The following is a 686-nucleotide window of genomic DNA, read 5'->3' as shown; positions in this document are numbered from 1 at the left end:
CTAATACATTGATACAAAGCTGACTGGCGAGAGGTTATTAATGGCTAAGTGATATATTACAAATTTTAATCGTGTTGAACCGTTTTACATGGCTTTTGTAAAGCTTTTGTATAGTTTTTGTATAGTTTTTGTATAGTTTTTGTATAGATTTTGTATAGGTTTACAGGGGGATTTACAATAATAGTTAAGAATAGCTGATGCGTATAATATTGGTTTGATCATCAGCTCATGTTTGATGACAAAAATATAAACCTAAGGTGTCGTGAAATTTTTAAGTAGAATAAGGGGTACTCAATTTTATGCCTTGTATTTATTATTTTTACTTTTAAGGCATCTTTATGAAGAGCTAGTAATACTGGCGAGTTAAATACAGTTATGGTTGTAAATATATCACCTTTAGGGAAGCTTACTGCAAGTGCGTCCCTAATGGCTTACTTTCACTTTTACTTTGCACGCTCTATCAATCTACGTTTTTCTATTGCCATTGGTGTGATGCTTTTTTCAAGGCTCTTCTCAAAACCAAGCATAAAGTAAACTTCAGCCATTAAAAATAACGGCCCTATAGCTAAACCCATAATGTCATCGAAAAAAGCAGGTTTAGCTTTTTCATATATATGACCAATAAATTGGATAATCCAACCAATAATAAATCCTATTATACCAATCCACAATGCACTCTCCATAGC

The 686-nt window shown here is 32.4% G+C and carries 1 protein-coding gene; it reads right to left on the bottom strand.

All coding sequences use genetic code 11. From position 1 onward, the window contains the following. Positions 1-443: 443 nt before the first annotated feature. Positions 444-686: Mpo1-like protein (locus H4J50_RS19010; RefSeq protein ID WP_182257705.1), on the bottom strand; the 243-nt coding region annotated here is incomplete at its 5' end.

It is taken from the genome of Colwellia sp. 6M3, from assembly GCF_014077595.1.
Lineage (GTDB): Bacteria > Pseudomonadota > Gammaproteobacteria > Enterobacterales > Alteromonadaceae > Cognaticolwellia.
This window is presented reverse-complemented; position numbering and strand designations above follow the sequence as displayed.